Origin of the sequence: Bacteroides bouchesdurhonensis (assembly GCF_900155865.1) — a bacterium.
Taxonomy (GTDB): Bacteria; Bacteroidota; Bacteroidia; order Bacteroidales; family Bacteroidaceae; genus Bacteroides; species Bacteroides bouchesdurhonensis.
The window spans coordinates 3,730,178-3,756,324 of sequence record NZ_LT707006.1; the positions used below are offsets into that span (position 1 = coordinate 3,730,178).

The following is a 26,147-nucleotide window of genomic DNA, read 5'->3' on the forward strand; positions in this document are numbered from 1 at the left end:
TACAATACATAATTATTTCAAATGTGGTAACTAAAAATAATCATTTTAGAGAAAAGAAGAAACACTCTTTTTATTTAAAACTACAAAATTTAAACAGGCTCTTAGTTTTTTATTTCAAATTAAAGGAAGTATCTCTTCCGGCTCTACATCACATTGCAAAAAGTGCATTTCATTTTTAGCCTTTTCCTGGGAAAAAGTAAAGTAAGTACAAACAGCTTCTGTACAAAGTTCTCCATCCTTATTATATAGTCTCGCTTCAATTATTACAATATTCCGCTTTACTTCTTTTATGGATGCACGCAATACTATATGAGAATCCTGTGTATCAATAGGTTTCCGATAACGCGTTTCCATTTTCGAAGTAACACCTGTTGTCTGTAATTTACGAAGCACCGTCCAAGCGCAGATTTCATCTAATAAGACGGCTTGAATGCCACCATGCAATGTATTAATCCAGCCTTGATAATCAGGACGCGGCTTCCAGATGCTTACTATCTCATCACCATCTTCATAAAATTCCATCTTCACTCCGGACTCATTATTTGGAGCGCACCCAAAACAATTGTATCCCTCCAAACCTTTCCAAGGATTTATTATTTTCTTCATACTCTTACTTCATTTAGGTTTTATCTCCCAAATATAAGCAAAATATAAAAATGAAAACAATTTTTTATCAATTTACTTTCGGAGGGCACGTAAAACACATGCTTTATCAGTACCAGTATTTCCAGAGGATATTTCATCACTGTTACTCTTAAGGATAAAGAACTTCTCTGGAATGGCTCCTGAATCTTCTAATGTCCAGTAGCCCAAATATCTTCCTACATAATTAGCTATTTCACCTCCAGCATACCAAATACCTACAGGTAGCGCATTGAAGCCCGATCGATTATTTACTTCTGTTACAATAGGATCTTTAGATGTTAAAGCTCTCCACTCACCTGATTTTAATAAAGAAGCATTTTTCAAATAATCTTTTAATAAATTCCAATCTTCCCAAGTTGGTACTTTCCAATCTATAGGTAATAAATTACCGGTTAAAACGGCATTAGGGGTATAGAAATAATTCCCATCATTCAATAAATATCCGGTAGCCTCTTCAACCATTTCCGATAATACCAGAATATCATCTCCATTAATATATTTAGTTGCCTCCAGATTACTTCTCATCCAATATTGTGTTCCTATTTTTACAATGGGATAATAATGAATCGACTCTCCGCGTACATCACAAAACATATCCGGAGAAATAGATAAGAGACTTTCAGTAGGCACTGTGGATAAATAGATTTGTTCACCTGACAACACAAAAAGATAGTTTTTAAGTTTCAATGTACCTGGATTATAGATCAGTGAATGATTCTCCATATCCCACGAAACTGTTCCCCCATGTACATCTTCCGAATGTCCCAACAACTGTAAAACAAGTCCCTTTGTCAAATCAGCCGTATAATCTGATTTCATAGGATAAGCAACAATAGCCGAAGAAGAAAAGTCTGGAGTAGAAATGTATTCTTTACAAATTTCCGCAACTTGTTGCCTACCTTTCATTACTTTATAAACATTAGATTCTGTAAAATTCAGTTTCGATATATCCACACAACCATATATTACTCCAGTTTCCGTACAATCAGTACCTGTATCATCCCAATTACTTATTTCCCCATCCACACTACCGATTAAAACATCCTGTACAGGAACAAAAGTAACTTCCAATTCTCTTTGTTTACCACTCACCAATTCTAAAGTAGAAGGTAATACACAACGATACTCTTTTCCTCCCACCTTCAATGTTACATACTGATAATCAACCTTTGTTTCTTGTGGTATTAGAATAACCTCCTTACCAATCAAACGATCTTCCTTTACAACCCATTCACCTGCAGGAATTATACTTTCCTCTTCTGAGTATCCTGTATAAGAATCATCCTGAAAATCATAGACAGCCTTTGTAGAAAAACCTTCTACAGTAAGCTGGAGGTCAGCATCTCGCAATTCTTCGACAGTAATTCCTTTGCCCGGAACAATAACTATATTTAATCGAAAAAATTTATGATTATAAAATAAGGCAACAGGTTCGGAGCTGGCTTTCAAATCACCAGAAGTCGCAACTAGAAAATCTGAATAAGAATAATTTTCTGGAAGCTCCTGTTCTGTCGCCACAGATACTGGCATAGTCGTTTTTCCCATAGTTATCCCCTCTTCATTATATGGATAATAACTTATTAAATTTACTGCAACTCCATCGTCAGGATAATACACAGTCTCTTCTGTTTCAAAAATATCATTTTCCGATCGTTTAAAAAGTAGATTATCTGCATAGCGTTCTTCCGTTAAAGTCGTTGAACCTGCCAGAGCGAACAATCCAACCGCATCATCCTGATCAAAAGTATTATCTGAAATACGCGTTTTCACTACTTTATAAATATCAGCCGTAAATCTCAATGGAATGTTATTGTTATCAGTTGTACTTTCTCCATCTTCTGAAAAATGATTCACACAAGCTGTTATGAAAAAAGGAAGAATTAAAATTAAGCCGATTCCCCATTTCCGGCTGCACAAAGTTCTCATACTATTTTCTTTTAAAATTAATTTTAAATTCCTGATTTAGCAGAAGGTAGAACATAAAAGGAAGTATTCGCTTCGGTCATGAGGTATCATACAACACGTCTGTTGTATCTGTTGAATCACAAAATATAAGCACATCAGTTTGAAATGCTATAACAAAAGTACGTATTATTATATTAATGGAATGTGTTTTCCTTAAAAAAGTTATTATTTATATGTAACTAACAAAAAATCAATTTATTAATAATTTATATAAAAAGATAGATGAATGAGAACTACACATTATTATAAAAGCAGTCTTAATATTTTAAAAGGAATAACCTACTTCGACTCCAAAAATATGTTTGCCTTTCGGAGATTCATATTGATAACAATAAAAAGTATCCAACACCCAACGTTTAGCCAAATCAATCTCAAATCCAGGACGATAACGAGTACGAGCTGCTCGCCAAAAAGGAGCATCATTTAAACTTTGGTAGACTTCAATAGAGAAATAAGGAGAAACAATCCCTATTGAAGGAGCATATGCAAGTTTTAAACGGGAACGTAAGCGGGATTCTGTATTACCACGGTCAAATGTCTGTTGGAATCTTTCTCTTAAAGAGACAGCTAACCATTGATAACGATAACTGAATGTAGCACCGATATAATAACGATGCCTGAATTTCCATTCCGAATCACCTAAATTTCGATGATGAAGTTCATATCCCAGATCCGTTTTCAATAAAGAAGAAACTTTATATTCCCCTCCCGCAGCAATTCCCCAACGATCAATCATCCCCATATCATCTTTCGTACGAAGTTCAAGAGCACCTAAAACTGAAAATCGAGAATCTATTTTATGATTTAACTTCAACTTTGTCCATGTAGTAAAATCATCTTTCTGAGCCCATGCCGTAGAAATCATTCCGACAAGGCACATAATTATCAATAATCTAAGTGTTAATACTTTACCCATCATTTATCAGATTAAAAAGTGCAAAGATAATACTTTTATAGTTGGCAAAGAAAAAACATAATTCTGAAATAAGTCTGAAAAAGAATTTACTATAAAATCAGATATAATACAAGCTCAATTGTAAAAAAGAAAAACATGAAAGATGTTATAAACAAAGCTTTATAAAGAGGCTATTTTAATCATGATTGGTTTATAACATATCATACATTCAGCTTTGCCAACGAAATGAAAAGTAGGGCAAAAGTCTGATAAGCCTATCATTCAGCAATCTAAGGCAAAATGATAACGGGTTTTACTTTTTGTACACCTTGTACATTAAAAAACGAGACCCTAAGAAGTCTCGTTTTTAATGAATATATCAAGGATATTATTTCTTTTCTTTTTTATAGTTATCCAGACCTGTTTTCAAGAAATTGATATACTGGGAAATATCTTCATCATACGCATATGATTTATTCAACGGCTTACCTTCATTATCCAGCAAAACATAGAAAGGTTGAGCATTCGCGCCAAACTTCACACGTTGCAGATAACTCCATTTATCTCCAACAGTACGCAATGTACGCTCTTTACCATTTTCAACAACTTTAATTGGTTCCGGCAATGCTTCTTTTTCATCCACATACAATGAGATCAATACATAATCATTATTAATGATGTCGCTCACTTTAGAATCTGTCCATACAGCAGCCTCCATCTTACGACAATTAACACAACCGTTTCCAGTAAAATCGATCATAACCGGCTTACCATGTTGAAGGGCATATTCCATACCTTTCTCGTAATCTTTGAACTTAGGATGTACCTCATTTCCATATAAATTAAAGTCTTGCGTATACATAGGAGGTGCGAAGGCACTTACTGCTTTTAAAGGTGCTCCCCACAATCCTGGTACCATATACATAGCAAAGGCCAAAGAAACAAGAGCCATGAAGAATCGGCTTACACCAACCTTATTGTCATCATCGTCATGTGGGAATTTGATTTTGCCGAGTAAATAAAAACCGAGCAATGCAAAAATCACAATCCACAAAGCTAGGAAGGTTTCACGGTCAAGTATTCTCCAACCGTATGCCAGATCGGCAACAGACAAGAACTTTAAAGCAAAAGCTAATTCTAAAAAGCCTAAAGTTACTTTAATAACATTCATCCATCCACCCGACTTAGGCATTGACTTCAACCAAGACGGGAAAAGAGCAAATAATGTAAACGGTAAAGCCAATGCAATGGCAAACCCCAACATTCCAATAGCAGGAGCTACAACACTACCCGTTGTAGAAACCTCTACCAACAAAAAGCCAATAATCGGACCGGTACAAGAGAAAGATACCAATGACAAAGTAAAAGCCATCAGGAAGATACTCAACAGTCCGGTTGTTGATTCCGCTTTACTATCTACCGCAGTACTCCACTTCGATGGCAAGGTAATTTCAAAGGCTCCAAAAAATGAAGCAGCAAAAACCACCAACATCAGGAAGAAGAATATATTAAATACCGCATTTGTGGATAAAGCATTCAAAGCACTGGCACCAAAGATCAGCGTTATAGCTAGACCTAATGCTACATAAATCACTACGATTGATGCACCGTACGTCCACGCATCACGAATACCCTTCTTCTTATCCTTGTTACGTTTCAGGAAAAAACTAACAGTCATTGGAATGATTGGCCACACACAAGGAGTAAGCAAAGCCAATAATCCACCCAAGAAACCAGTTATGAAAATATAAATCCATGAAGAGTCTTTCTGGCTATGCTTCTCACCTAAAGCTTGCAATTCACTGATTACCGGTTCCCACCAGTCAGAAGCAGCAACCGCAGGGGATACAGTAGCCGTTGAATCAACAGTTGCCGGTACCAATTCCATCATTGCAACAGTATCTTTAACTTCTTCTTTGGCTGGTACATCATTTTTCTTTTCCTGTTTTGCAGGTTCTACAGCAGGAGTTTCAGAGGCAGTACCCTTAACTTTTGATTCACCAGAAAACTTAAACGGGACATCAGTAGGAGGCAAACAGTTTTCATCATTACAAGCTCCATATTGCATATATCCCTCAATAGAATAAGCTCCACCAGTTAATTTTATTTTCTGAACAAATTGTGCAGTATTCTCAAAATAACGCACATTCATTTCAAAAAGTTTATCAAAAACTGCAACTTCTTTACCTACTGGTTTCAGTTTACCTACCACTTCAACACCCGATTTACTATCAACATTAAATGTTGCAGAAATAGGACCGCCGTCGCCTAAATCCGTAGAATAAACATGCCATCCTTTATCAATTACCGCTGTAAAGACAATCTCCGCATCTGTACCGGACAAAGTTTTCAACTCTGTCTTAAACTTTACAGGTTCCTGTATCTGAGCCTGTACCATTCCCATTACCAAACAGAGGAACAGTAAAGAAAATAGCTTTTTCATTTTTATTTTTATAAAAAGGTTAGAATTCATAATCCACGCATGCACGGCTTTCCTTTGTTTCTGCCAATATTTTTCCGGCAGCAACATGATCAGGATGCGTTGCATAGAACTTAACGTCTTCCAGTGTATCAAATTCACTGTTGAGAGCTATGTTCCAAGTTTCATCCGGATTGATATTCAATCCAACTTCAATTTTACGAATCACAGAGATTTTAGCAGGGAGAGCTTCAATAGCCGCCTTAAATTTATTCATTACGACTAGTTTCTCTGCCTCAGAAACATTATCTTTTAACTTAAATAATACAATGTGCTTTACCATTACGTTGTTATTTTAATGAATTGTTTCTATATTTGTCCTATTAATGAATCGCATTAACAATGCAAAATTACTTTTTTTAGTTCAAATAATACTATAAAGAGATGTTAATTATCGGAATAGCAGGCGGAACTGGCTCTGGAAAGACTACCGTTGTAAAGAAAATTATTGAAAGCCTTCCCGTAGGAGAGGTAGTATTGTTACCGCAAGACTCATACTACAAGGACAGTAGCCATGTGCCCGTCGAAGAGCGTCAAAATATCAACTTCGATCATCCGGATGCTTTCGAATGGAGTTTGCTTTCCAAACATATCATGATGTTGAAGGAGGGTAAAAGCATAGAACAGCCCACTTACTCCTATCTGACATGTACCCGTCAATCTGAAACGATTCATATTGAACCAAGGGAAGTCGTAATTGTTGAAGGTATACTTGCGCTCTGTGATAAGAGACTACGCAATATGATGGACCTCAAGATATTTGTAGATGCTGATCCTGATGAGCGACTGATTCGTGTGATCCAAAGAGATGTCATCGAACGGGGTCGCACAGCAGAAGCTGTAATGGAACGTTATACAAGAGTTTTAAAACCAATGCATTTGCAATTTATCGAGCCTTGCAAACGTTATGCAGATTTGATTGTTCCGGAAGGGGGCAGTAATCAAGTCGCCATTGATATATTGACCATGTATATCCAGAAACATTTGAAAAACGAATAATGAAAGTAAAGGAACTCAAACTAAGTGCCAAGTCGCTCTTCTTACCACTGTTTCTCATCTTTGTTTGTTGCATCTCCGGTTGCAGGAAGAATCATCATAGCAAAGAAGAAGGGAACGATCGTGATCTTACACAAATAAAAGATAGTGGGGAGTTGGTAGTATTGACACTTTATAGTTCTACTTCCTATTTCATTTATCGTGGTCAAGAGATGGGATTTCAATATGAACTTAGCGAACAGTTTGCCAAAAATCTGGGAGTAAAGCTCAGAATCGAAGTTGCTAATAATGTCCACGAATTAATACAAAAGCTATTGGCAGGCGAAGGTGATATGATCGCTTATAATTTACCAATAACCAAAGAATGGAAGGATAGTCTAATCTATTGTGGTGAAGATGTGATTACTCATCAAGTCATTGTACAACAAGGGAATGGAAAGGAAAGACCTCTAAAAGACGTAACAGAGCTTATAGGAAAAAACATCTATGTCAAGCCCGGAAAATATTACGACCGATTGGTTAATCTAAATAATGAACTAGGCGGTGGAATCTTGATTCATAAAGTAACCAATGACAGTATTACTACGGAAGACTTGATCACCCAAGTTGCCCAAGGAAAAATTCCATACACTGTTTCAGATAATGATTTGGCAAGATTAAACAAGACCTATTATCCCAACCTCAATATCAACCTTTCTATCAGTTTCGACCAACGTTCCTCATGGGCGGTAAGAAAGGATAGTCCCGAACTGGCAGCAGCAGCCAACAAATGGCATAAAGAAAACATGACTTCTCCTGCCTATACGGCAAGTATGAAACGTTATTTCGAAAATAGTAAAATGATGCCTCACTCTCCTATCCTTTCATTAAAAGAAGGAAAGATTTCTCATTTTGATCCATTATTTAAAAAATACTCCAAAGAAATCGGATGGGATTGGCGTATGCTTGCATCACTTGCTTATACAGAATCCAATTTTGATACGACTGTAGTATCCTGGGCTGGCGCAAAAGGATTGATGCAATTGATGCCTGCTACCGCACGGGCTATGGGAGTACCTCCCGGAAAAGAACAAAATCCGGAAGAAAGTATTAAAGCCGCTATTAAGTATATCATGGCTACTGACCGCAGTTTCAGTATGATTCCTGATAAACAGGAACGATTGAATTTCATTTTAGCTTCTTACAATGCCGGTTTGGGACATATCTATGACGCAATGGCATTAGCTGAGAAATACGGTAAGAACAAATTAGTCTGGAAAGATAATGTTGAGAACTTCATCCTTCTTAAAAGTAATGAGGAATACTTCACCGATCCTGTCTGTAAAAACGGATATTTCCGCGGTAGCGAGACTTACAACTTTGTGCGTGAGATAATGTCACGATTTGAATCTTACAAGAAAAAAATTAAGTTGTAAGACCAGTTTAGGTATCAAGAATAAAGTTTTCAAAATTATTGGTACATCATTTATTTTTTAGAAGTCAGCAAACTAACCAGAATAATTGCTATTACAGATAACGGCAACGCAAATAATATTGGGTCGATTACAGGAAACGGATAAGTTTCAATCAATACATCGCGACCAAATATAGCTTTACAGATACCTAATACAGCAGATTCTTTTTGATGCAGGAATACAAGAGCTAAAAGACTCCCAATAGTTCCGACCCATAAACTTGCCATCACTCCTTGTTTTGTTGCACGCTTCCAATAGAGTGCACAAAAGTAGGCAGGAAGGAAAGCAGCAGCACAGATTCCCATAAAGATAGAAGTACCGCGAGCTATGATATCATTCGGCAACATATAGCAAATGATATAACTTACCAAAATAGAAAAAAGCACTCCTAAACGAATGACATTCGTCAGTTTACCACGTGAGCGTGGTTTGTAAGTACCATAAATATCGGACCCTACCGAGGCTCCCATTGTATGAAACTGGGAACTAAGAGTAGACATACTGGCCGAAAGAATGCACAACATAAAAAGTGCTGCAAACCAATCCGGCATTGCTTTATTAATGAAATAAGGAATAATTTTATCTATATCTTTTACTACTTCAGTTGCCACTGCACCCTCAGTCTTCAGAAAGAAAAGATTACTCAATGCTCCCGCATGATAAATAGCACCTACTGTAATAATCAAAAAGAAACAGCCTATAAAAACTCCACGATTTAACTGTTTGCTACTCTCCACAGTCATAAAACGGACTACTAATTGCGGCTGGGCCAAACAACCGATTCCAACTCCCAAAATTAAAGAAGTAACCAACGAATACCATTGGGGAGATCCCATCACCGGCATAGCTGTCCATCCCTGATGTCCCAACGCTTTAAACTTTTCTGGTACCAAATGTGATATATTACCCAATTCTTTGTTGGCCTGAACAAAATTCATGTCAAGTATCTGATATAAAGAAAACAACAGGAACAACATACAAGCAAACATAATAACCCCTTGCAATGCGTCGGTATACATTACCCCTTTCATACCTCCTGCTATCACATAGGCAGCAATGACTAATGTAAATATCAATAATGATACGTTAAAATCTATCTGAAAAATTTGTTCTATGAATACAGCCCCTCCTTTCATGACCACAGCAGCATAAAGCGGCATTCCCAGAAAAATAACGGCAGCAATAAATACCTGTATATTACGCGAACGGAAATGACGTCCTAACAATTGAGGGAAAGTACTTACATTTAGTTTAGCTCCCATACGCCGGGTTCGTAAACCAAAAAAGATAAAAGCAATAATCACCCCAACAAACATATTCAGAAAACAAAGCCACTGAATCCCCATTCCAAATGCAGCAGCAACACCACCAAAGCCAACAATAGCGGAAGCAGAAATAAATGTCGCTCCATACGAAAGTGCCATCACAATCGGATTCATCTGTCTTCCTCCTACCAGATAGTCACTGGCATTCGTAGTTTTCTTATACCCCAAAAAACCGAGATAAGCTAGTGACAGCAGATAGGCTATCACAATCAAGCCAAGTGTAAATGTATTCATCGTGTTTTGTCTTTTTCGTCGTCTTTATTCCAATATTTCAGCCCGAACCAGGCAGCAAAAATCACACATACTACCGAAAGGAGGTAAGGTAAAATAATCAAGGGGTCGTCTATTCCAAACATTTGCGTATCAGATATTAATTAATTAGAACGCAAATGTAAGGAATTTATTGAAAAAACAAAACTTTTGTTTACTAATACAGATTATAATGTATCTTTTTCTCATCATACTTCTGTTTCGGATACTCTTTTGTAGCAGGATAGCCAAAAGGTATGACACAAAGAGGAAGAATATTTTCGGGTAAAGCTGTGTATTTCCGAACCACCTGCATCCGATCCTCATAAGGATAGGCAGCAGTCCAAACAGCACCCAATCCCATACTTTCAGCTGCCAACAATATATTTTGGGCAGCAGCCGAACAATCAAGATACCAATAGAACGAACATGTAGAATCTCCACAAACAATAATCGCATTACGTGCCTGTGTCAGCATCTTGGCATACGGAAGGGCAGCAGCCATCGAATCGAGTATAGCACGATCGGACACTACAATAAATTCCCAGGGACGAGTGTCTTTTCCTGAAGGTCCGGCCATACCGGCACGAAGCATTAAATCTATTTTTTCTTTCTCTACTCCCTTATCCAAATAAGTGCGCACACTTTTTCGAGCAAAGATATTATCTAAGGCAGGATTTCCTGTCACTGCCCCCTCTTTACGTTCTTTGGATGAAGAGCAAGAGATCATAGCAGCTAATACCATCATAATATATAGGAAAGAGAAAATCTTTTTCATTACTGCTTATACACTAAAACAAATTCAACTTATTTCTCTGTGCTTCTTCTAATGAAACGGTTTCACGACGTAACATACCGCTCTTTTCACGAAGGTGCTGATATTCTTTCTCTAATTCATCAACCAATTCAACTTTTGACTGCTGATTCAATAATCGGGCAGCTATACCAGCATTCTGAGAAGCATCTTTCAGATGAACTACCGGAGCGTGATAAACCGGCGCAATCTTCAATGCAGTGTGCATCTTAGAAGTAGTGGCTCCTCCAATAAGAAGAGGAATATCCAAACCGGCTTTCTCTAATTCAGCAGCTACATGTACCATCTCTTCCAAAGAAGGAGTAATCAAACCACTCAGTCCAATCATATCCACTTTTTCTTCGATTGCACGTTGAATGATTGTTTCAGCGGGAACCATTACCCCTAAATCCACAATCTCATAACCATTACAAGCCATGACTACTCCCACAATATTTTTTCCAATATCATGTACGTCACCTTTTACGGTTGCAAGCAGCACCTTTCCGGCAGAACTGTTACCTTCCACTTTCTCCATTTCAATAACTGGTTGTAAGATTGCAACAGCTTTCTTCATTGTACGAGCAGTCTTTACAACCTGAGGCAGAAACATTTTACCAGCACCAAAAAGTTCACCAACGTAATTCATTCCATCCATCAACGGACCTTCAATTACATCAACCGCCTTATCGTAAAGAGACAATGCCTCTGCTAAATCTTGTTCCAAGTAATCGCCAATTCCTTTCATCAAAGCATATTTCAAACGTTCTTGCACAGTTTCTTCCCTCCATGCATCCTGTTTAGCAACTGCTTGTCCCAAAGTTCCTGACATACTTTCCTTCAAAGATTCAGCCAACTCAATAAGATGTTCGGCTGCATCGGGACGACGATTCAATACAACATCTTCTATCTTTTCTAGAACATCAGCCGGAATATCACTATAAAGAACAGATGTTCCAGGATTTACAATTCCCATATCCATACCTTTCTGAATAGCATGATAAAGGAATACGGCATGCATTGCCTCACGAATATAATTATTACCCCGGAACGAGAAAGAAAGATTACTTACTCCACCACTAATATGCGCCCCCGGAAGGTTTTTCTTTATCCATTCAGTTGCCTCAATAAAGTCTACAGCATAATTGTTATGCTCCTCAATCCCCGTAGCAACAGCAAGGACATTTGGATCGAATATAATATCGTGGGGATTAAAATTTATTTTATCTACTAAAAGGCGATAAGCCCGTCCACAAACTTCTATCTTACGCGCTGCTGTATCAGCCTGTCCTTTTTCGTCAAAAGCCATCACTACAGCCGCAGCACCATATTGTTTGATGATACGCGCATGTTCCAGAAATTTTTCCTCCCCTTCTTTTAAAGAAATCGAATTAACGATTGATTTACCTTGCAGACATTTTAATCCGGCTTCAATAACTTCCCATTTAGAAGAATCGATCATTACAGGGACACGCGCTATTTCGGGCTCAGACATAATTAGATTTAGAAAAGTGGTCATTTCCGTCTTAGCATCCAATAAGCCATCATCCATATTAACGTCAATTACCAAAGCTCCATCTTCTACTTGCTGACGAGCAATGGCAAGAGATTCTTCATATTTTTTTTCATTAATGAGACGAAGGAACTTACGTGAACCGGCAACATTGCAGCGTTCACCTACATTCACAAAGTTTATTTCAGGTTTTACCTCCAACAGTTCTAGTCCGGAAAGCCACATACAATCAGGTGCAGCAGCAGGTACATGAGGTTTGGCGTCTTTTATTAAAGCTGAATATTCAGCAATATAAGCATCTGTCGTACCACAACATCCACCTATGATATTAACCAGTCCTTCCTGAATATATTCTCTCACTTCATGAGCCATTTCCTCAGGAGTCTGATCATATTTCCCCAGACTATTTGGAAGTCCGGCATTTGGATATGCACTAATATAATAAGGTGCACGCGCAGCAAGCTGTTTCAAAAAAGGTTTTAGCTGACGAGCCCCAAAAGAACAGTTCAAACCAATGGAGAAAATATTGGCATGCTGTATCGAAGCCAGAAAGGCTTCTAAGGTTTGTCCGGACAATGTTCGCCCACCAATATCGGATACAGTAACAGAAAGCATGACAGGAACTTCTATTCCCATCGTTTTCATAGCCTGTTCGGCAGCAAATATAGCAGCTTTAGCATTTAACGTATCAAAGATCGTTTCAATCAGGATTGCATCAACACCCCCTTCGAGCATTGCTTCCATTTGCTGTTGATAGGATGCAGCCAAGTCATCGTAAGTCAAAGCGCGGAAAGCCGGATTGTTCACATCCGGACTCATGGAACAAGTTTTATTAGTAGGTCCCACAGAACCTGCCACAAAACGAGGCTTATCCGGAGTCTTTGCCGTATATTCATCAGCCAAATCACGAGCTAACTTCACGGCTGCCAAGTTCATCTCACGCACATATTCTTCTACGTGATAATCAGCCATAGAAACTGTAGTAGAACTAAATGTATTGGTTTCAATAATATCCGCACCGGCTTCCAAATATTTACGATGAATATCTTGAATAACATCAGGACGGGTCAGGCACAACAAATCATTATTCCCTTTCAACAAGCCGGGAATATGCGCAAAACGTTCACTACGGAAATCTTCTTCTTTAAGATTATATTGTTGAATCATTGTACCCATCGCTCCATCCAAAATCAGGATTCGCTCAGGTACAATCTGAGAAATTGTCTTTTTCATTGTTACCTTTTCACTTAATACCTATTAGCACTCTGCCATTTATTGCTCACAGTCCAAGAATAGCCTATCCTAGACTACAATCTCATATATCTTACCGTTTAAACATTCTTGCCATGTCCCGGCGGTCATCTTTTTCTTTTATTGATTCGCGTTTATCATATTCTTTCTTACCTTTTGCCAAGGCTACAACCAGTTTCGCCAAACCTTTTTCATTGATAAACAAGCGTACAGGGACAATAGTGAATCCGGGATCTTTCGTTCCCCTCTGAAGTTTCTCTATTTCTTTTTTATTCAATAACAGCTTCCTTTCTCTACGTGCTGTGTGATTATTGTACGATCCATAGAAATATTCAGCAACGTGCATATTTTTCACCCACAGTTCGCCTTTCACAAAATAACAAAATGTATCTACTAGGCTAGCTTTACCCAAACGAATAGATTTGATTTCTGTACCTGTCAGTACAATACCTGCTGTATAGGTATCTACCAATTCATAATCAAACGTAGCACGTTTATTCTTTATATTTACAGGAGGCTGTTTCATCTTTGCATATTAATTAAGTATAGCCGTCAGTTTGTTGAACACAAATTGAATCACTGTCGGACATAGTATTAACAATAGAGACGACAAAAGGGTATACTTCAATCGTTGTTTTTCTTCCACTCTCATCATTATGGGTGCACCTTCCCACACCACATAAACGATGTAGAATTGCAACAACCAGGCAATAATTCTAAAATCAGGTAAAAGTCCGGTGACGATTTGTAACAAGAAAGGTACAACAAGCGCATATCCGGCAAACTGCTGTGCCAATGAGATATTTGCCGACATACCAAACATCCTGATCCCCATCTCATTAATAGCATAAGCCGCCAGAAAGTAACCACCGAATAAGGCCACAGCTACGGCACAACAGTTGGTCATAGCTATCTGGAAACTTTGAGGTCCTCCCCATCCATTGGTCAGCAAAGAGCCAATGAAAACAGACAGACCACATAAACCTATCATAGGATAGACAAAGGCAATGAATACCTTTCGCCTATCCTTTTCCATAGAAATTTCCTCCCAAGCTTTGACCGGAGAGGAAATCAATTTCATTGCGATGTTAAATAATTCTTTGTAATTCAAAGTTTGTCGTTATATTTATATTCAAATGAAACTGGAGTTGTTTTTGTCGGAACTTCTCCATTTGAAAGAGAATTTTTCTCTATTTGAATAATGATATTTGCCGGAAAACTTCCATATTTTTCTTTATATGCATACAGAACCTCTTTTAAATCAAAAGTTCTATAAGAAAAATATCTAAGACTTTCTCCTGTTTCTTCCGATTGATGACGCAAATATAAAGTCAAGCCAGAGCCCTCTTCCTTACCCTTCAATTTATCTGTATAATATACCAAACTAAATTTATGTTTATCAATATTTTCTTTCGCATAATACTGAATAGGAATAACCAAATTATAATTATCAAACATTAGCGGCTTAGAATATTCATTCGAAATCTCTATAACAGGTCTATTAGATACATAGGTATCATCCGCATCCATTTCCTCTGTAATACCGTAAACGCCATTCCCTGAAATCTTTTGTGCTGCATTGACTGTTATATTGATAGTCTGAGAATTCGGATCCACATCAGTTTTCGTATCATAAGTATACAACATATATATAAAATCATCTGAATTTACATTGGATAGTTCTGTCACAATATTTTTTGAAACCATTTTATATCCACTGATATCCAGAAAAGATACATAGGCAAACATATTATCCGTTACTTTAGCTACGGTATAAGCCTGTACCTCAGTATTATCATCACCCTTCAAACAAGAAGTAACAGATACCCCCATTAAAACAACCATCAAGGTCACCAAGAAAAATTTCATTTGTTTCATAAACAACATATTTTTAGATTTTGCAAAGATATAAATTCTAATTCACAATTAATAAATGCTATCACTTAAAAAATACTGCATCCACTAATTTATTATTTTTGCAAAAAGTTCCAAATGATCATCTACATAACTAGCAATCGTTGCAGTTACCCGTTCTTCCATGTCCAGATATTCTTCCTCCAGATCATCAAAAGCCTCAAATTGCTCATACATTGCCATAAATTCATCATCGGTGCGTTCCTTCTCTAAGTCTTTACGATTGGCATCATATATCTTCTTGGCCTTATATATTAATTTAGAAAAATCATCCGCACCCCATAAACGCATCACCTTTGCAAATGGATTATCAAAAATATATCCTCCATAACCATTTTGAATCAACTGGCAGAATCCGCCAACCATTATTTCCTCACGTAAAATCTGATAAGCCAACAACGAATGTTGCTCTCCTGTCAGCAAAGACATTGTTTCAGCAGTCAATTCACCGCCAACCACTTCTTTATATTTATCTGTGAATACTTGGATAAATTCATCCATGCCTTCACCTGCGGCAGCCTGTAAAGCCGCATCTGTTATCTCTATCATAGCTCTGTCCTATAAGTTTTGCAACAAAGCTACGAATTTTTATTCTATTTCCTATAACGATACTTCTATTATCTTACTAAAACAGTTTTCCCGGGATGTACGTCCGGGGAAACTTGTTTATTCATGCAAATGCATTCCCAAATACACTCCTATTAAATAAGGTATAAGCCAAATACACCACACAACAATACTAAAGCGATTGAAATGCTGTTTAGCTATAGCAGACCCTTTCACATAAGTCCATATCGCCCACGAAGCATGCACAAACATCAAAAGGATGGCAATCGTCCCCGTCACCGTATGAATTTCATCATGCAAGTGAGTCAGTTCTGCTATGTGCTCCATCAGACTAGTCCCCACCGTATCAGCCACCAATCCCAATAGAAAAAAAACAATATGCCAAAATTTTAGTTTCTTTTGAAGACGTTCTCCCCAGACACCAATCGTATAAAAAATCAACGCAAATGAAATTACGCAAATCGCAGCTATTAAATAATGTATGTCTACCTGATTTAGTTCCATAAGATTTAGTTTTCAGATAACAACAACCTCGTAAACAGATAGTTCAATAAGTTTCAATCTTTCAGAAATGCAATCCCGACTTTGCAAACGAAAGAGAAACGTAAACCTAATTCTTGCTTTTCACAAAAAAGTAATAAATGGCAATTTGCAGAAACAAATAAATCAACTAACTTTGTGGGCGATTTAGAGAATCACGACTACGTATTTTTAATTATATCATTTAAAAAAGAGCTAATTATGACTTATTCACACGAAGTGGAACACATGTGTGTTGTAAAGAAGGGCCCTAATCACGGACCGGCTCCCATACCCGAAGAAGGCAAATGGGTAAAATCAAAAGAAATTGTTGATATTTCAGGTTTGACACACGGTATTGGTTGGTGCGCTCCTCAACAGGGTGCTTGCAAACTGACACTGAACGTTAAAGAAGGTGTTATCCAGGAAGCTTTAGTGGAGACTATCGGATGTTCTGGTATGACTCACTCGGCTGCTATGGCTGCTGAAATCCTTCCGGGTAAAACTATCCTTGAAGCATTGAACACAGACTTAGTTTGCGACGCTATCAATACTGCTATGCGTGAACTATTCTTGCAGATCGTATACGGACGTACTCAATCAGCTTTCTCTGAAGGTGGTTTGATCATCGGTGCCGGTCTGGAAGACTTGGGAAAAGGTCTACGTAGCCAAGTAGGTACTCTTTACGGTACTTTGGCTAAAGGTCCCCGTTACCTTGAAATGGCTGAAGGTTACATCAAAAATATCTTCTTGGATAAGAATGATGAAATCTGTGGATATGAATTCGTGCACATGGGTAAATTCATGGATGAAATCAAGAAAGGAACCGATGCTAACGAAGCATTGAAGAAAGTTACCGGCACTTACGGACGTGTAACAGCAGAACAGGGAGCAGTTAAACATATTGATCCACGTCACGAATAATATAAGGAGGAAAAAACTATGATTAGAGAAGTAAAATTCGAAAGCCAAGACCGTCGTATCAAAGGTATTATCGCTGCCTTGAACGCTAACGGCATCAAAGACATCGAAGAAGCTAACGCAATCTGCGAAGCTGCCGGACTTGATCCTTATAAAACTTGTGAAGAAACTCAGCCTATCTGTTTTGAAAATGCAAAATGGGCATATGTGGTAGGAACTGCAATCGCACTGAAAAAGCATTGCACAAACGCTGCAGAAGCAGCAGAAGCTATCGGTATCGGTTTGCAAGCATTCTGTATTCCGGGTTCTGTAGCCGACGACCGTAAGGTTGGTATCGGTCATGGTAACTTGGCTGCTATGTTGCTGCGTGAAGAAACTAAATGTTTCGCATTCTTGGCAGGTCACGAGTCATTCGCTGCTGCTGAAGGTGCTATCAAAATTGCTGCAAAAGCAGACAAAGTACGTAAAGAACCATTACGTTGTATCTTGAACGGTCTTGGAAAAGACGCTGCTCAGATTATCTCTCGTATCAACGGCTTTACTTATGTTCAGACTCAGTTTGATTATTTCACAGGTGAACTGAAAGTTGTCCGCGAAATCGCTTATTCTGACGGTCCTCGTGCAAAAGTAAAATGTTACGGTGCTGATGATGTTCGCGAAGGTGTAGCCATCATGTGGAAAGAAGGTGTAGATGTATCTATCACTGGTAACTCTACTAACCCGACTCGTTTCCAACATCCGGTTGCTGGTACTTACAAGAAAGAACGCGTTCTTGCAGGTAAACCATATTTCTCAGTTGCTTCAGGTGGTGGTACAGGTCGTACTCTTCACCCAGATAATACGGCTGCTGGTCCTGCTTCTTATGGTATGACAGACACGATGGGTCGTATGCACTCAGACGCTCAGTTCGCTGGTTCTTCATCAGTTCCTGCTCACGTGGAAATGATGGGATTCTTAGGAATTGGTAACAACCCGATGGTAGGTTGTACTGTAGCTTGTGCTGTAGACGTAGCTCAGGCTTTGTCTAAGTAATTTAAGTTACTTTTATATAAGGAGAATAGTATTAAACAGCTATTCTCCTATTTTTATTTAAAATAGAAAACAAATGGAATAGAGTTTCCATTCAGCTACTTATTAAAAAATGAGCTTTTAGCTCTTATTCTCTGATCTGAAAACCGCCAAAATGAAGTCCTGGGAATAAGTTACTGAAAGTTCGCGCTCTATGGGCGTGAACTATTCATACTTATGAATGGACACGGTGCTTGGCGGTACCTCAGATCAAATGTAAGTATTGAATGGTTCCGCCTTTTTTATCATGATACACATAGGAAAACTTATCGAAAAAGAAGTATACAAGCAAAATATTTCAATATCTTGGTTTGCTCAAAAACTATATTGCGACCGAACAAATATTTATAAAATATTTAATCGGCAAAGCATTGATACAGAGTTACTATTACGCATCTCTAAAATTCTTAAATATGACTTTTTTCTCTACTATCAAAAAGAGTTATCCGGCCGATATTAAATATAAATTCATCAAACTCCAATCATAACTCCCGAAGGACGATCTCAAACACCTAAAGAGACGATTAAAGTAGTCGAAAGAACACGTGAATTATATTCTACAAATATGTCTAAAATTTCACTACGCTAATTTTATATTTCTCTTCTCATACAGACTACCTTTGTGACATAAATAAGAACAAGCAAGCTAAGTATTAACATGAACAAAATCGGTTATCTACATTCAAATGACTATTCTGTAATATACAATACTCCCCTTCTTGAATAAAGATTTTTATTAACTACTAAAATAAAAGAAATGAAAATGGAAACAATCAAACATTATTTTTCAAAAGTGTGTGTCATTGCTTTACTTACAGTTATTATAACAAGCTGTGGAAGTGATGATGACAACAAACTACCTGAACAGTTTACTGTTACATTTGACTCACAAGGAGGAAGTAATGTAAGTCCACAAACTGTAAACGATGGGACAAAAATAAAAGAGCCCACTGCTCCTACTAAAGACAAATCAATCTTTGTTGGTTGGTATAAGGAACCAAATTATACTAATATTTGGAAATTCGAAAGTGATATAGTAGTGAAAGATATCACTCTTTATGCTAAATGGCAACAAGTCGATTACACAGTTACTTTCAACGTTAATGGAGGTAATGCTATAGACCCTCAAGGTGTAGCAGAAGGCGGATGTGCAATTAAGCCACTCACCCCAACAAAGGAAGGAGCCGCTTTTGAAGGATGGTATACCGACGCTGCTTTGACAAATGTATATGATTTCAGTACTCCAATCACAAAAGATCTTATTCTCTATGCCAAATGGACAGAAATAACTCTTACATCATTAAATGAGTTAATTATAGAAGCTACTCAGTTGAATGATAATAATTACGAAGATGAATCTTACGAAGTTATGTACAGCAAACTGCAAGCTGCTAAAGTAGTTGCTGCTTCTCAGAATCCAACTCCCACAGAAATTTATAATGCATACCAAGCGTTAATTGATGCCATCAATCAATTAATAGCTAAACCTTATCGCGCAACCTCTAAATTAGGATTTGATCCTATGCCAGTCGATGGATTAATTTATGTTACTACAAATTCTGAGTATCCATTTTACTTATATGCTTTTGGATTAGACGCCAGTGGTGAAGAAGCTACAAATAGTGATGTAAACTTTACATATGATAATCTGGAAACTTGGGCACAAGGTGAAATTACTAAAGATAAACATAACATAACATTCATGGTCAATCCTGCACTCACAGCAGGCAGCACAATCAATATTACCATTTCATCTGCAGAATTCCCTTCAATCTCTCAGGTTATAACATTAAAAGTCATCAGTATTGATGAATTGAAAGCAAAATTCATACAAAAAACCAATACGTTACCTAACCCAAATCAAATTAGCCTAGAAAATTACGATGAAGTGATTAAAACAGTGGATGAAGCATATAGATTATACAATAGTTTACCGTATGAAGTAATGCAAGAATCCGAAGTTATAGCCGCATTTGATAAATTAGAATCATGTTCTAGAGTTACAGAAAACATTGCAAAATTTACTTATTCGTTCACCGGAAACCGTTGTGAGTTTAAAGTTTATGACGAGGCTTTTTATTGTGATTATGAATCGAAAGGGGAATTTCCAGTAGGAGCCTATGTGATGTCTGATTGGGAAAAAGACGGCAATAAATATTATAACTATAAAATTGAACTCAAAGCAGACAAAACATTTCAATTGTATTATAGAACTTCTGCAAGTGCAGACGGTAAGAATCCATCTACATGGGATGAAGAGGAAGAAAGAGGCACATATTCTTACACAGGAAACAAAGCCAACGGAGGTACTATCTATATGATTTACGAATACAATGAAGATTATGATTATCGTTCTGTAAAAACAATAAGAAAAGATAGTAAATTTAAAACAATACAACATCCTTCGAACAGATAAGACTGAATGAAGAATTGATACTACAAAAAAAGAAGAAATTGTATCAAAATAAAGTGTATCTCAAAAGCTATATAATTTTTTGAGATGCACTTTTTATTTCCAATTATACTTCAACATAATAGTTATTGCGTCAAATTTCAGTTTTTGATTAATTCATCCTTATGGTAAAAACAACAATTTATAAATTATTGATATGCCATTCAGACTAACAAAAATATAAATTCACTATCTTTGCCATGAATTTAAGATTCTGAATATTTCTTAACGGTACGGCTTATTCAGAAACATTATAAAAAATAGAGATAAATTCTTTAACTTATTTGGTATAAATCCGTAGAGGAAAGTACTTTCTTTCATAAAAGTACTCTCCTATTTTTTATTTATGGGAACAACATATTTATCTATTGAACTTACATTCGACCTAATTGCTCTTACAATGGGAGCAATACTCATTTTTCAAGCAAAAGACAATTATCAAAGACTTTATTGGGGAATAATAGCATTTGCCATTGGCGCAGTGATGTCGTGGGAAAATATTGGATGGCTAATGATAGTCACTGATACTCCCACATATGAATTCACAGATCTCCTCAATATCGAGAAAATGCTTAAATGGTATTCATTAGCCAGTATTGTATGTCTTTTTCCGATCATATCATTATCCCCCGGATATTTTAACCATTTAAGAATATTTACCTTCTTACTTCCACCCATCATTATTATAACTATAGGATTATGCTATCTCTTTTTTAATGGAAAAATCACTCCTATTAATTCTTTAAATGAAATTATTCCAAACATTGGAGAACTGGATATAAAATTAAGACTAACCATATTCCTGCTCTCAATTTTCATTCCACTGACTTTTCTAGTCTATCCAATAATCAGCAATAAAACCTACCGCAAGATTAACAATAACATGTATGCATTCATTGCATTCCTATTTCTTTTTCTGGGTATATACATACTGTTTACCTTGAATATCAATGAATTTATATTCAATCTATTCGGAATTATTTCCATTATATTCACTATCTTATTTTCTATACAATATTTACGTTACGAGAACCCATTTTCTGACCATATAGATATGATTTGTGAAATAAACAAAGAAGAATCATGTACTAAGTTACCCCAAACATTACCACTTTTCACAACAATCGAAACATACTTTAAAGAAGAACACCCATATACAGATCAGAATTATAATATAGAATGTTTGGCTAAATCTTTGGGTGAAAAACAACATTCCATTTCAGAAGCAATCAAAAGTGGAGGTTTTACAGGTTTTAGAGAATATATCAATTATAGACGATTAGAATATTTTAAGCAACTGGCAGCAGAAAACTCCCATAAAAACGTAAAGGAATTAATGTATTTATGTGGCTTCACTTCACGTGCCACCTTCTATCGTAACTTTACGGACAAATATGGTATATCACCATCAAAATACATTGAAAACCAATCAATTAAGCAGTAAATCATTTCATATCTCTCTTTATACAAGTATATAGAAAAGTGTCTCATTTTTGAAATGAGACACTTTTTATTTTTATGCTCTAAACTAATACATTACTTTTGGTGAAGAAATCAAAAAGGGGAGCCTAAAAGAGTAGATAAAGTCTAAAATTGGGGATAAATTTATATGGAACACAATACTACGCAAATGATACACATTGGTAAAATAATTGAAACAGAGCTTCATCGTCAAGATCGCCCTGTCACATGGTTTGCAAACAAACTCTATTGTGATAGGACAAATGTATATTCTATATTTAAAAGAAAAAGTATAGATACGGAACTTTTATTACGAATAAGTCAAATACTAAATCATGACTTTTTCAGCTATTATATTTCAGAACTAGATTCTACTGACTCATAAGATTTTATTGGGTAGAAGAAAAGTATAAAAGAAAATAAGAACTATTGTAGTCCATCATTTGTTGATATATTATAACTAAACATCATGAACGATGCTACTCACTTTCTTAAATACGCTAGCTACGATTATCAGTGTTATCAGTTTACTGATCGTCACCTATGGAGTATTTGTCGGCTTCATTGCTTTTTTATGCAATGAAATAAAACGATTCAACGGTACATACTCCCTTAATAACATCCGAAAATTACGTACTGACTTTGGCAGTTATCTTCTACTTGGATTAGAATTTCTTATTGCTTCAGATATTTTAAAAACTGTAGTAGATCCAACCTTAGACGAATTAGCCATCTTAGGAGGAGTGGTTATTGTAAGAACAATACTTTCTGTTTTTCTAAATAAAGAAATTAAGGAACTAGATCCAAACGAACGTTCAAAAAAAACAAAGGCTTAGTCTATTGCCAATAAAAAATCCCTATAGTCTTTCAACTACAGGGATTGTTCGTTTTTATATCATTAATATTACTTACGATACGAAGCCTTTACAAAAGGAGCATCCAACAGATAGTCAATACTTTCTTTAACGCTTTCTTCCACTGGGCAGCTATATCTTTCAATTTCAGCTACAATATTCTGAACACCAGCAGTTGCTGCATTCTTAAAGATAGCATCAAATCCTACCATACCACTTTGACCCAGTTCACGATCATCTTTGATGTGCAATATTTTAAAACGTCCCGGATATTTTTTGAAATAATCTACCGGACTATTCTGACCTCTTACTACCCAATATACATCCATTTGGAAAAAGACATAATCTGGATTAGTATTTTCGAGCATGTAGTTATACATTACCTCTTTACCTTCTACTTTCTCAAATTCATGAGCATGATTGTGGTATCCATATAACATGCCATTCTCCTTGCATCTCTTTCCTATTTCATTGAAATAATTACAATAAGTCTGTAAGTCTTTGACTGTTTTAGGAACTCCTAACCAAGGAGTTACAATATATTTCATTCCAGCAGCCTTATGAGCAGCAATACATTGATCCCACCATTTCAGTGATTCAGAAAAATCACCGGAAGCCAATTCTTGATCTGACAAACCTCTTGAACAATGTGAAGACAAAACAGTCATACCTGCATCTTCAACGGCTTTCTTAAAGTCTTCCGGAGTCAAACCGTAAAACTTACCATCGTTATAGTTGGCAGCTTCTACGCTTGAATATCCCATCTGAGCCAATTTCTTTAATAAAGCATTAAAATCAGATCCTTCTTTTATCAAGTCTCTAACTGAATAAAGTTGGATAGTAACATCTTTTTTCTTCTTTGCATCTACTGCTTGTGGCAAAGCGATCAAAAAAGCAAATAATATAAGCAAATATCTAAATTTCATGGTTTAAAATGTTTAATTATAAAACGATATAACCTTATTGAATAACTATCTATATATGATATTCAACGAAGTTGTTAATTAATTATCTTTGTTAATCAAGAATTTTTATACGGATACTACGAAACCAAACATCATTACCATGATCTTGGAATCCAATAAATCCTTCTTTATTGTCACCACCGCAATTATTCAGCATTTGAAATGCCAAAGGCCATCTTTTTTCACTGAACTTACTTTCCTGAAGCATTTCAGTCCATTGTGGTGTCCATAAATGATACTCAAGAACTTTTTGATCATTCTGACCATGAACTACAGTTCCATTATGTACCATAATTTTAGCTTTATTCCATTCACCAAATGGTTTTTGGTTCTGAGGAACAGCAGGAATCATATCATACAGAGAAGCAGATTGTCTGTTGTTGTCTTTACCAAGTTTTGCATCCGGATGATTCGCATTATCCAACACCTGATACTCAGGAGCAGAAATGTAAATTGGATTCAGAACCTCATTACCATTCTTATCAGTAGTAGTTACTTCCTGAGCCAAATAGAAAATACCAGAGTTGCCTCCTTTTGAAATTTTCCATTCTACTTCCAATTCAAAGTTCTTAAATTTGTGGGCAAAGATAAGATCACCCCCATCACCGTCACCAGAGGTGTTGAACTTAATACAACCATCCTCGATAATCCATTTAGCTGGAACTCGGTCCTTACCATAGCCACGCCAACCATTAAAAGTTTTACCATCAAAAATAGTAATATAACCATCCTTGTCTATCGGCAATTGCAGCTTTTCAGTATCGGCAGCTTTCAATGACTTTGAATAAGTAAGAGTAACCTCCTTTTTTTTCTTTGCATCCAATGCTTGAGGCCATGCAATCAAAAAAGCCACTAATATAAGTAAATATCTAAATTTCATTAGTGAAATATTTAATCATTACTCCATATTAATAACTTCATTGAAGAAATATCAAAATATATCCTTCAATGAAGTTATCCTAACAGATTAATTATTCTTATTAATCGAGAACTTTAACGCGAATATTACGGAACCAAACATCATCACCATGATCTTGGAATCCAATAAATCCTTCTCTATTATCACCGCCGCAATTATTCAGCAATTGAAATGCCAAAGGCCATTTTTCTTCACTAAACTTACTTGCTTGGAGCATTTCAGTCCATTTCGGTGTCCATAAATGATATTCAAGAACGTTTTGATCATTCTGACCGTGAACTACAGTTCCTTTGAATACCATAATTTTAGCCTTGTTCCATTCACCAAATGGATTTTGGTTTTGAGGAACAGCAGGAATCATATCATACAAAGAAGCCGATTGTCTGTTGTTGTCTTTACCAAGTTTTGCATCCGGATGATTTGCATTATCCAACACCTGATATTCAGGAGCTGAAATGTAAATAGGCTCCAAATTCTCATTACCATCCTTATCCGTAGAAGTTACTTCCTGAGCCAGATAGAAGATACCAGAGTTACCACCTTTAGAAACCTTCCATTCTACTTCCAATTCAAAGTTTTTAAATTTGTGAGCGAAGATAAGATCTCCACCGTCACCATCCTGAGCTTCTCCACCACCAGAACCGTTAAACTTAATACAGCCATCTTCGATAACCCATTTAGATGGAACTCTATCTTTACCATAGCCACGCCAGCCATTAAAAGTTTTTCCATCAAAAATAGTGATATAACCATCTTTGTCTATCGGCAACTGGAGACTGTCAGTATCGGCAGCTTTCAATGATTTTGAATACCCAAGAGTAACCATATCAGATGATTGTTCTTCTTGAGTACTAGCATTTTTCTTGCCACCGCCACAAGATGTCAACGCACCGGCTATTACGCAGCAAGCTAAAGGATAAAACAGATTTTTCATGAATTCAA

The 26,147-nt window shown here is 36.5% G+C and carries 24 protein-coding genes and 3 pseudogenes; 9 read left to right on the forward strand and 18 right to left on the reverse strand.

Annotation, left to right across the window (positions count from 1 at the left end; genetic code table 11):
- Positions 1–114: 114 nt before the first annotated feature.
- From CZ225_RS16030 to CZ225_RS16040, 3 genes are all read right to left on the reverse strand, one after another.
- Positions 115–606 (reverse strand): PaaI family thioesterase, encoded by a 492-nt coding sequence (locus tag CZ225_RS16030; RefSeq protein ID WP_077154702.1) that lies wholly within the window; start codon positions 604–606, stop codon positions 115–117.
- Between the two features lie 72 nt (positions 607–678).
- On the reverse strand, positions 679–2,571 hold the full coding sequence (locus tag CZ225_RS16035) for a fimbrillin family protein (RefSeq protein ID WP_077154703.1): 1,893 nt from the start codon (positions 2,569–2,571) through the stop codon (positions 679–681).
- Positions 2,572–2,875: 304 nt separating this feature from the next.
- Positions 2,876–3,529 carry a DUF2490 domain-containing protein gene (locus CZ225_RS16040; RefSeq protein WP_077154704.1) on the reverse strand — a complete coding sequence of 218 codons (654 nt, stop codon included), beginning with the start codon at positions 3,527–3,529 and terminating at the stop codon, positions 2,876–2,878.
- Between the two features lie 132 nt (positions 3,530–3,661).
- Between CZ225_RS16040 and CZ225_RS24425 the strand changes: the two are divergent.
- Positions 3,662–3,748 (forward strand): annotated as a pseudogene (locus CZ225_RS24425) (pirin family protein); the annotation flags it as partial.
- Between the two features lie 145 nt (positions 3,749–3,893).
- Here the strand turns inward: CZ225_RS24425 and CZ225_RS16045 are convergent.
- From CZ225_RS16045 to CZ225_RS16050, 3 genes and pseudogenes are all read right to left on the reverse strand, one after another.
- A pseudogene (locus tag CZ225_RS16045) lies at positions 3,894–5,411 on the reverse strand (protein-disulfide reductase DsbD family protein); the annotation flags it as partial.
- 83 nt (positions 5,412–5,494) lie between these two features.
- A pseudogene (locus CZ225_RS24890) lies at positions 5,495–5,948 on the reverse strand (protein-disulfide reductase DsbD domain-containing protein); the annotation flags it as partial.
- 19 nt (positions 5,949–5,967) lie between these two features.
- Positions 5,968–6,267: a Dabb family protein gene (locus tag CZ225_RS16050; protein ID WP_077154705.1), complete on the reverse strand. Its 300-nt coding sequence runs from the start codon at positions 6,265–6,267 to the stop codon at positions 5,968–5,970.
- A gap of 101 nt (positions 6,268–6,368) precedes the next feature.
- On the opposite strand from CZ225_RS16050, the gene udk reads away from it, so the two are divergent.
- Complete coding sequence (udk, locus tag CZ225_RS16055; RefSeq protein ID WP_077154706.1) at positions 6,369–6,983, forward strand: uridine kinase; 615 nt, start codon at positions 6,369–6,371, stop codon at positions 6,981–6,983.
- Entirely contained in the window at positions 6,983–8,395 is a 1,413-nt protein-coding gene (locus CZ225_RS16060; protein ID WP_077154707.1) for an MltF family protein, read from the forward strand. The genes udk and CZ225_RS16060 overlap by 1 nt, the downstream gene beginning before the upstream one ends.
- Before the next feature lie 50 nt (positions 8,396–8,445).
- Here the strand turns inward: CZ225_RS16060 and CZ225_RS16065 are convergent, their stop codons facing one another.
- The 9 genes from CZ225_RS16065 to CZ225_RS16100 form a co-directional block, all read right to left on the reverse strand.
- Positions 8,446–9,993 carry a sodium:solute symporter family protein gene (locus tag CZ225_RS16065; RefSeq protein ID WP_077154708.1) on the reverse strand — a complete coding sequence of 516 codons (1,548 nt, stop codon included), beginning with the start codon at positions 9,991–9,993 and terminating at the stop codon, positions 8,446–8,448.
- Positions 9,990–10,115, reverse strand: coding sequence for a symporter small accessory protein (locus tag CZ225_RS24430; protein WP_234983066.1), 126 nt, complete (start codon positions 10,113–10,115; stop codon positions 9,990–9,992). The genes CZ225_RS16065 and CZ225_RS24430 overlap by 4 nt, the downstream gene beginning before the upstream one ends.
- Positions 10,116–10,186: 71 nt before the next feature.
- Positions 10,187–10,786 carry a nitroreductase family protein gene (locus CZ225_RS16070; protein ID WP_077154709.1) on the reverse strand — a complete coding sequence of 200 codons (600 nt, stop codon included), beginning with the start codon at positions 10,784–10,786 and terminating at the stop codon, positions 10,187–10,189.
- A gap of 13 nt (positions 10,787–10,799) precedes the next feature.
- Positions 10,800–13,547: a methionine synthase gene (gene metH, locus CZ225_RS16075; RefSeq protein ID WP_077154710.1), complete on the reverse strand. Its 2,748-nt coding sequence runs from the start codon at positions 13,545–13,547 to the stop codon at positions 10,800–10,802.
- A 91-nt stretch (positions 13,548–13,638) separates the two neighbouring features.
- Complete coding sequence (smpB, locus tag CZ225_RS16080; protein ID WP_073350254.1) at positions 13,639–14,091, reverse strand: SsrA-binding protein; 453 nt, start codon at positions 14,089–14,091, stop codon at positions 13,639–13,641.
- Between the two features lie 9 nt (positions 14,092–14,100).
- On the reverse strand, positions 14,101–14,646 hold the full coding sequence (locus CZ225_RS16085) for a Yip1 family protein (protein ID WP_077155858.1): 546 nt from the start codon (positions 14,644–14,646) through the stop codon (positions 14,101–14,103).
- 26 nt (positions 14,647–14,672) lie between these two features.
- A complete protein-coding gene (locus CZ225_RS16090) occupies positions 14,673–15,443 on the reverse strand; it encodes a hypothetical protein (RefSeq protein ID WP_077155859.1) in 771 nt (256 codons plus the stop codon).
- Between the two features lie 84 nt (positions 15,444–15,527).
- Positions 15,528–16,028 carry a DMP19 family protein gene (locus CZ225_RS16095; protein WP_077154711.1) on the reverse strand — a complete coding sequence of 167 codons (501 nt, stop codon included), beginning with the start codon at positions 16,026–16,028 and terminating at the stop codon, positions 15,528–15,530.
- Positions 16,029–16,145: 117 nt separating this feature from the next.
- Positions 16,146–16,550, reverse strand: coding sequence for an HsmA family protein (locus CZ225_RS16100; protein ID WP_077154712.1), 405 nt, complete (start codon positions 16,548–16,550; stop codon positions 16,146–16,148).
- A gap of 237 nt (positions 16,551–16,787) precedes the next feature.
- Here CZ225_RS16100 and CZ225_RS16105 point away from each other — a divergent pair, with 237 nt between their 5' ends.
- From CZ225_RS16105 to CZ225_RS16135, 6 genes are all read left to right on the forward strand, one after another.
- Positions 16,788–17,489 carry an iron-sulfur cluster assembly scaffold protein gene (locus CZ225_RS16105; RefSeq protein ID WP_005677723.1) on the forward strand — a complete coding sequence of 234 codons (702 nt, stop codon included), beginning with the start codon at positions 16,788–16,790 and terminating at the stop codon, positions 17,487–17,489.
- A gap of 18 nt (positions 17,490–17,507) precedes the next feature.
- Positions 17,508–18,518, forward strand: a complete 1,011-nt coding sequence (locus CZ225_RS16110; protein ID WP_077154713.1) for a GGGtGRT protein — start codon at positions 17,508–17,510, stop codon at positions 18,516–18,518.
- Positions 18,519–19,317: 799 nt separating this feature from the next.
- Positions 19,318–20,970, forward strand: coding sequence for an InlB B-repeat-containing protein (locus CZ225_RS16120; RefSeq protein ID WP_159441779.1), 1,653 nt, complete (start codon positions 19,318–19,320; stop codon positions 20,968–20,970).
- 382 nt (positions 20,971–21,352) lie between these two features.
- The gene (locus CZ225_RS16125; RefSeq protein WP_077154716.1) at positions 21,353–22,450 is read left to right on the forward strand and encodes a helix-turn-helix domain-containing protein; all 1,098 of its coding nucleotides are present in this window, start codon (positions 21,353–21,355) and stop codon (positions 22,448–22,450) included.
- A 186-nt stretch (positions 22,451–22,636) separates the two neighbouring features.
- Positions 22,637–22,852: a hypothetical protein gene (locus tag CZ225_RS24440; protein ID WP_077155860.1), complete on the forward strand. Its 216-nt coding sequence runs from the start codon at positions 22,637–22,639 to the stop codon at positions 22,850–22,852.
- A gap of 91 nt (positions 22,853–22,943) precedes the next feature.
- Entirely contained in the window at positions 22,944–23,303 is a 360-nt protein-coding gene (locus CZ225_RS16135) for a DUF1622 domain-containing protein (RefSeq protein WP_077154717.1), read from the forward strand.
- 68 nt (positions 23,304–23,371) lie between these two features.
- Here CZ225_RS16135 and CZ225_RS16140 read toward each other — a convergent pair whose 3' ends face one another.
- The 3 genes from CZ225_RS16140 to CZ225_RS16150 all read right to left on the reverse strand — a co-directional run bounded on the left by CZ225_RS16140 (position 23,372) and on the right by CZ225_RS16150 (position 26,139).
- On the reverse strand, positions 23,372–24,247 hold the full coding sequence (locus CZ225_RS16140) for a sugar phosphate isomerase/epimerase family protein (protein ID WP_077154718.1): 876 nt from the start codon (positions 24,245–24,247) through the stop codon (positions 23,372–23,374).
- A gap of 91 nt (positions 24,248–24,338) precedes the next feature.
- A complete protein-coding gene (locus tag CZ225_RS16145; RefSeq protein ID WP_083714658.1) occupies positions 24,339–25,166 on the reverse strand; it encodes a 3-keto-disaccharide hydrolase in 828 nt (275 codons plus the stop codon).
- 100 nt (positions 25,167–25,266) lie between these two features.
- Positions 25,267–26,139, reverse strand: a complete 873-nt coding sequence (locus CZ225_RS16150) for a 3-keto-disaccharide hydrolase (RefSeq protein ID WP_077154719.1) — start codon at positions 26,137–26,139, stop codon at positions 25,267–25,269.
- Positions 26,140–26,147 lie beyond the last annotated feature (8 nt).

Coding starts and splice junctions, on each gene's coding strand:
- CZ225_RS16030 (WP_077154702.1), bottom strand. CDS start 606: ATGAAGAAAATAATAAATCCTTGGAAAGGTTTGGAGGGATACAATTGT.
- CZ225_RS16035 (WP_077154703.1), bottom strand. CDS start 2,571: ATGAGAACTTTGTGCAGCCGGAAATGGGGAATCGGCTTAATTTTAATT.
- CZ225_RS16040 (WP_077154704.1), bottom strand. CDS start 3,529: ATGATGGGTAAAGTATTAACACTTAGATTATTGATAATTATGTGCCTT.
- CZ225_RS16050 (WP_077154705.1), bottom strand. CDS start 6,267: ATGGTAAAGCACATTGTATTATTTAAGTTAAAAGATAATGTTTCTGAG.
- udk (WP_077154706.1), top strand. CDS start 6,369: ATGTTAATTATCGGAATAGCAGGCGGAACTGGCTCTGGAAAGACTACC.
- CZ225_RS16060 (WP_077154707.1), top strand. CDS start 6,983: ATGAAAGTAAAGGAACTCAAACTAAGTGCCAAGTCGCTCTTCTTACCA.
- CZ225_RS16065 (WP_077154708.1), bottom strand. CDS start 9,993: ATGAATACATTTACACTTGGCTTGATTGTGATAGCCTATCTGCTGTCA.
- CZ225_RS24430 (WP_234983066.1), bottom strand. CDS start 10,115: ATGTTTGGAATAGACGACCCCTTGATTATTTTACCTTACCTCCTTTCG.
- CZ225_RS16070 (WP_077154709.1), bottom strand. CDS start 10,786: ATGAAAAAGATTTTCTCTTTCCTATATATTATGATGGTATTAGCTGCT.
- metH (WP_077154710.1), bottom strand. CDS start 13,547: ATGAAAAAGACAATTTCTCAGATTGTACCTGAGCGAATCCTGATTTTG.
- smpB (WP_073350254.1), bottom strand. CDS start 14,091: ATGAAACAGCCTCCTGTAAATATAAAGAATAAACGTGCTACGTTTGAT.
- CZ225_RS16085 (WP_077155858.1), bottom strand. CDS start 14,646: ATGAAATTGATTTCCTCTCCGGTCAAAGCTTGGGAGGAAATTTCTATG.
- CZ225_RS16090 (WP_077155859.1), bottom strand. CDS start 15,443: ATGAAACAAATGAAATTTTTCTTGGTGACCTTGATGGTTGTTTTAATG.
- CZ225_RS16095 (WP_077154711.1), bottom strand. CDS start 16,028: ATGATAGAGATAACAGATGCGGCTTTACAGGCTGCCGCAGGTGAAGGC.
- CZ225_RS16100 (WP_077154712.1), bottom strand. CDS start 16,550: ATGGAACTAAATCAGGTAGACATACATTATTTAATAGCTGCGATTTGC.
- CZ225_RS16105 (WP_005677723.1), top strand. CDS start 16,788: ATGACTTATTCACACGAAGTGGAACACATGTGTGTTGTAAAGAAGGGC.
- CZ225_RS16110 (WP_077154713.1), top strand. CDS start 17,508: ATGATTAGAGAAGTAAAATTCGAAAGCCAAGACCGTCGTATCAAAGGT.
- CZ225_RS16120 (WP_159441779.1), top strand. CDS start 19,318: ATGGAAACAATCAAACATTATTTTTCAAAAGTGTGTGTCATTGCTTTA.
- CZ225_RS16125 (WP_077154716.1), top strand. CDS start 21,353: ATGGGAACAACATATTTATCTATTGAACTTACATTCGACCTAATTGCT.
- CZ225_RS24440 (WP_077155860.1), top strand. CDS start 22,637: ATGATACACATTGGTAAAATAATTGAAACAGAGCTTCATCGTCAAGAT.
- CZ225_RS16135 (WP_077154717.1), top strand. CDS start 22,944: ATGCTACTCACTTTCTTAAATACGCTAGCTACGATTATCAGTGTTATC.
- CZ225_RS16140 (WP_077154718.1), bottom strand. CDS start 24,247: ATGAAATTTAGATATTTGCTTATATTATTTGCTTTTTTGATCGCTTTG.
- CZ225_RS16145 (WP_083714658.1), bottom strand. CDS start 25,166: ATGAAATTTAGATATTTACTTATATTAGTGGCTTTTTTGATTGCATGG.
- CZ225_RS16150 (WP_077154719.1), bottom strand. CDS start 26,139: ATGAAAAATCTGTTTTATCCTTTAGCTTGCTGCGTAATAGCCGGTGCG.